Annotated in this window: 2 protein-coding genes; both read right to left on the bottom strand. The window is 59.5% G+C overall.

Annotation, left to right across the window (positions count from 1 at the left end; genetic code table 11):
- Positions 1-2,919 (bottom strand): PAS domain S-box protein (locus tag AAAB16_RS13045; protein WP_340663710.1); only part of this gene is annotated, 2,919 nt, incomplete at its 3' end.
- A 123-nt stretch (positions 2,920-3,042) separates the two neighbouring features.
- Entirely contained in the window at positions 3,043-4,890 is a 1,848-nt protein-coding gene (rpoD, locus tag AAAB16_RS13040) for an RNA polymerase sigma factor RpoD (protein WP_340663709.1), read from the bottom strand.
- Positions 4,891-4,902 lie beyond the last annotated feature (12 nt).

Below are 4,902 nucleotides of genomic sequence, written 5' to 3'. Positions count from 1 at the left end.
TTGCAGGTGGTGTTCGGCCAGCAGGTTGGCGATGCGTTCGACCAGGCGCGGCTGGCGCAGTTGGGCGCCAGCGAGGTTGACGGAGAGCGGGCCGAACGGTTGGTGCTGTTGTTGCCATTCGCCCATTTGTTTGCAGGCTTGGGCCAGCACCCAGTCGCCGATGGGCAGGATCAGGCCGTTGTCTTCTGCCAGAGGAATAAAGCGTTCGGGCGACACGTCGCCGAATACGGGGCTGTGCCAACGCAGTAAGGCTTCGGCGCCGACGATCTTGCGGCTGCTCAGGCACTGTTTGGGTTGGTAGTGCAGGCTCAGTTCGTTGCGTTCCACTGCGCGGCGCAGTTCGTTTTCCAGGGCCATGCGTTCGGTGGCTTGTTCGGTCAGGTCGCTGGTGTAGAGCTCGGCGCGGTTGCGGCCTTTGGCTTTGGAGCGGTACATGGCGGCATCGGCGTTTTTGATCAGGGTGGCGACGTCGCTGCCGTCTTGGGGAAACAGGCTGGCGCCGATGCTGGCGGTGATAAAGAACTCGTGGCCGTCGGCCTGGAACGGTGCGCTTAGGCAGGTAAGCAGTTTGTTCGCGACGCGCTCGGCGTCGTCTGTTTCGTGCAGGCCAGGTAGCAGGATGATGAATTCGTCGCCGCCCAGACGGGCGACGGTGTCGATGTCGCGCAGTTGACTGCGTAGGCGTTGGGCGGTGGCCTGCAAGAGCAGATCGCCGACGGGGTGGCCGAGGCTGTCGTTGATATGTTTGAAGCGGTCCAGGTCAAGGAACAGTACGGCGCCTAAGCGGTTGTCGTGGGTGTCAGCGAGCATGGCGCGTAGACGGTTTTCGAACAGCAGACGGTTGGGTAGCCCGGTCAGTGAGTCGTGGTGGGCTTGGTGGTCGAGTTTGTCTTGCGCGTGTTTGAGCGAGGTGATGTCGGCAAATACACCAACGAAATGGGTAAGCAAACCTTCGCTATTGCGCACGGCGCTGATGGTCAGCCATTGCGGGTATAACTCGCCATTTTTGCGCTTGTTGCAGATCTCGCCCTGCCAATGGCCGGCAGCATCCAATTGGTGCCACATGGCGGCGTAGAACGCGCTGTCATGTTGGCCGGAGGCGAGCAGGCTTGGCGAGTTACCCAGTGCCTCGGCTTCGCTGTAACCGGTGATTTCGCTAAAGGCGCGATTAACGGCGGTGATGCGCCGCTCGGTGTCGGTGATCATCACGCCTTCGGCGGTGCTCTCAAACACGGTGGCGGCGAGCTGGAGTTTTTCTTGGGTGCGGGTGCGCTCGGTAAAGTCCCGGGCGATGGTCAGCACGCAGCTTTCGCCTTTGATCTGCATGCCCTGCATGGAGATGTCGCACAGGCGCAGTTCGCCCGCCTTGCTACGGATCCAGGCGGCGTAGTCGCGCACCGTGCCGATGTCTTTCAGTCGTTGCATCACCGCTGTGCGGTCCAGCGGGTTATGCCACAGGCCCAGGCCGATGGTGGATTGGTCGGCGACGTCGCTGTTGCTATAGCCGGTCAGGTGGGTGAAGCCTTCGTTGACTTCCAGAATGCGGCCGTCGCTCATGCGTGTGAGTAGCAGCCCGTCAGGGGAGGCGTGGAAGGCTTTGGCGAATTTCTCTTCGGAGAATTGCAGCTGTTCCTGGGTTTGTTTGACTTGGCTGATATCGATCATCACCCCGCGCAGCACCTTTTTGCCGCGGTGTTCGATCAGGGTCACGATGTCGTGCACCCACACCAGGCGGCCGTCGGCGGTGTACATGCGGTAGTCGAGGGTGTGGTCGCGGCCAGCTCTGGTTTCTTGTTGGCAGTAGGCCAGCGCCTGTTCGCAGTCATCTGGGTGCAAAGCGCTTGGCCAGAACTCAGGGTTTTGCCAGGCGCTTAGCGGGTAGCCGAAGAGCTTTTCGGCGTGGGGCGATACGTAGGAATAGCTGAAGTCTGTTGGATCGGCTTCCCACGTAACCGCCGACAAGGACTCGACCAGGCTGCGGTAGTGCTGTTCGCTGTTGCGTAGTTCTTGCTCGAGGGTGGTACGGCGCCCGATCTCACTGCTTAGGCGACGGTTGACGGCGACTACCACAATGATGATCAGCAGCAGGCTGAGCACGGCTGGAATGCCGAATAACAGTGTTGTCCGCCATACTTCGCGCTGGTCGAGAACGCCGCCAACCCAGCGCTCTTGCAGGGACTCGATTTCACTGCTGCTCATGTCGGCGAACACTTTATCGAGAATGCCAGCGAGCACTGCCTGGTCTTTTGGCACGCCCATGGACAGTTGGTAGCGATAGGGCGTTTCGCCACTGATATGCAGACCCTCGAGTTTGAGCTGGCGCAGGCTCCAGACGCTGGACGCGAGGTCGCCGACCAAGGCGTCGGCTTGGCCGGTGGCGAGTGCCTGCATGGCCAGGTTTACATTGGCGACCGGCAGCAAATTCAGATCCGGGTGCAGGCTGCGCAGCACTTCGTGGGGTGCGTAGTCCTTGACCACCGCTACTTTCAAGCCATAGAGCCCTTTTAAGTCGCGCGGCTGCGGGCCTCCGTTGCGGGCGAGGATAACAATCGGGAAGTCCAGATAGGGACGGGTGAAGCTCAGGTATTCGCGGCGTTCGGGGGTCGCCATCAGGCCTGGGAGAAGGTTGATGGTGCCGGCTTTGGCCTGTTGCAGTACCTCTGACCAACTGCTGGGTTCGATGGGCTGTAGCTTTACGCCCAAGCGTTGCTGGATCAGTGCGGCGTAGTCGGCGGCCAGGCCCATGTAGGTGCCTTGGTCGTCTCGGTATTCGAAGGGCGGCCAGGAGGCGTCGACGCCCAGGCGCAAGACTGGGTGCGTGTCTAGCCAGGCTTGCTCGTCGGGGGTAAGCGTCAGGGCATGAGCTGGAGCGGTCCAGTAGGCCAAACACAGCAGAAGAGTGGCGAGCAGTCGCGGCATAACTCAGCCTCAGGACAGCCTAGTAATTGTTCGCCGAGTGTAGCCTTGTGGCGCCTTGCCAGCACCATCCTAGAAAACAAAACCCCCGGTCGAGGCCGGGGGTTTTGTATTTGCTCTCGACGATTACTCGTCGAGGAAGGAGCGCAGGTGCTCGCTTCGAGTCGGATGACGCAGCTTGCGCAGCGCCTTGGCTTCGATCTGCCGAATCCGCTCGCGGGTTACATCGAACTGCTTACCGACTTCTTCCAAGGTGTGGTCGGTATTCATGTCGATGCCGAAGCGCATGCGCAGTACCTTGGCTTCACGGGCAGTGAGGCCGGCCAGTACTTCGCGAGTTGCTTCTTTCAAGCTTTCTACCGTGGCGACATCGATTGGCGACTGCATAGTGGAGTCTTCGATGAAGTCGCCCAAATGGGAGTCTTCATCATCGCCAATCGGGGTTTCCATGGAGATCGGCTCTTTAGCGATCTTCAATACCTTACGGATTTTGTCCTCAGGCATTTCCATGCGCTCACCCAGCTCTTCCGGAGTAGGCTCGCGGCCCATTTCCTGAAGCATCTGACGGGAGATGCGGTTGAGCTTGTTGATCGTCTCGATCATGTGCACCGGAATACGGATGGTGCGGGCCTGGTCGGCGATCGAGCGAGTGATCGCCTGACGGATCCACCAGGTGGCATAAGTCGAGAACTTGTAGCCGCGACGGTATTCGAACTTGTCTACCGCTTTCATCAAACCGATGTTGCCTTCCTGGATCAGATCGAGGAATTGCAGGCCGCGGTTGGTGTACTTCTTGGCGATCGAGATCACCAGACGCAAGTTCGCTTCAACCATCTCTTTCTTCGCGCGGCGGGCCTTGGCCTCACCGATCGACATGCGACGGTTAATGTCTTTGATCTCGGAAAGCTTCAAGCCGGTTTCGGTTTCCAGCGCGATCAGCTTTTGCTGGCAGCGCTGAATATCGACCTGCAGACGACCAATGGCTTCGGCGTATTTGCTTTTGCCTTTGGCCAGCGCTTCGCTCCAGCTTTCGTCGATTTCGTGGCTCGGGAACTGACGCAGGAAGTCGGCACGCGGCATACGTGCATCACGCACACACAGCTGCATGATGGCGCGCTCTTGCGCACGCAGACGGTCCAGGGCATCACGAACACGGGTAACCAGTGCGTCGAACTGCTTGGGAACCAGCTTGATCGGCATAAACAAGTCGGCCAGTTCGGCGAGCTCGGCCAGGCCTTGCTTGCTGTCGCGACCGTGCTTCTTCAGCACTTTCTTGGCTTTTTCCAGTTGGTCGGCCACGGCGCCAAAGCGCACGCGAGCGATTTCCGGATCGGGACCGCCATCGCCTTCTTCTTCGTCGTCGGAGTCGCCTTCGGCTTCTTCGTCTTCGGTTTCCGGCTCGGCAGCTGCGCCGTCTTTGATCACAGGTACAGGCACTTCGGCCGGCGCGGCAATGCCGTCATCCGGGTCGATGTAACCGCTGAGAACTTCCGCCAGGCGGCCGCCCTCGGTTGTGACGCGGGTGTACTCGGAAAGAATGCTGTCGACCGTGCCTGGGAAATGAGCGATAGCGCCCATAACTTCACGAATGCCTTCCTCGATGCGTTTAGCGATTTCGATCTCGCCTTCGCGGGTCAGCAGTTCGACCGTACCCATTTCGCGCATATACATACGCACGGGGTCGGTGGTGCGGCCAATATCGGTTTCTACCGCAGCCAAAGCAGCGGCTGCTTCTTCGGCGGCCGCTTCATCGGTATCGGCTTCAGCCAATAGCAGAGCGTCCGCATCCGGAGCACTCTCGAATACGTTGATCCCCATGTCATTGATCATGCGGATGATGTCTTCCACCTGTTCCGGATCTGAAATATCCTCCGGTAGGTGGTCGTTGACCTCTGCGTAAGTCAGGTAACCCTGCTCACGACCACGGCTGATCAACTCTTTAAGGCGGGACTGTTGTTGCGCTTTTCCGGACATAACACCCTATCC

It is taken from the genome of Pseudomonas sp., assembly GCF_037994325.1.
GTDB lineage: Bacteria > Pseudomonadota > Gammaproteobacteria > Pseudomonadales > Pseudomonadaceae > Aquipseudomonas.
Note: the sequence above shows the minus strand (reverse complement) of the source record. Positions and strands in the feature narration are given on the sequence as shown.